Source organism: Methanoculleus sp. MH98A (assembly GCF_000691865.1).
Classification (GTDB): domain Archaea; phylum Halobacteriota; class Methanomicrobia; order Methanomicrobiales; family Methanoculleaceae; genus Methanoculleus.
In genome coordinates this window covers 1-567 of sequence record NZ_JMIO01000299.1, presented here as the reverse complement: position 1 = coordinate 567, position 567 = coordinate 1, and the positions used below count along the sequence as shown (strand labels likewise).

Here is a 567-nt window from a genome sequence, read left to right as displayed (position 1 = left end):
TCGCGGGTTAGAGCCCTGGCGTGTCTTTGGTCCCAAAACCCGCAGGCCTAATGGTTTAGCTGGCTAGGTAGAGAGGTGCTTTGTATAGAAGCTTCCTCTTTTCCTCATGCTTCTTAATCTGCTCAACGCAGATCCCGGCTGAAGCAACTCGATATTATACCTCTGTTTAAGAGTATCTCTAACTTCTCTGCGCAGTTTGTCATCTTTGGTGACAAAACACTCTGCCCGGACAAGGATGGCAGTTGTTAACAGAATTGCATCCTGGGTTTCAATCCCCTTACTGCTGAAGATCAGCCACGCGAATATCTCGGAGAAGTTATCTCCGTTCTCTCCAGGCTCATCTGAAAGTGGCACGATTGCGCCATTTTCAAACAATACATCGAACGTACTCTGGATCTTTGCATAGATAGCTTCCGTACATTCATCAGGAATCTCAGGGAAATTTCTCCCGTCACGCCAGCGGGAGATGGGCAGGCCGTTTTTGAAAAGGATTATCGTCCGTAGTTCATCTCTTATGGCAGAAAAAAGCTCGTTTAGGGCGAGATACGATATATAAAAGTCACAAAG

General features: G+C 46.6%; 1 protein-coding gene. It reads right to left on the bottom strand.

The features are described 5' to 3' along the window. Window positions 1-63: 63 nt before the first annotated feature. A partial coding sequence (locus EI28_RS14600; RefSeq protein ID WP_048115541.1) for a hypothetical protein occupies window positions 64-567 on the bottom strand: 504 nt, incomplete at its 5' end.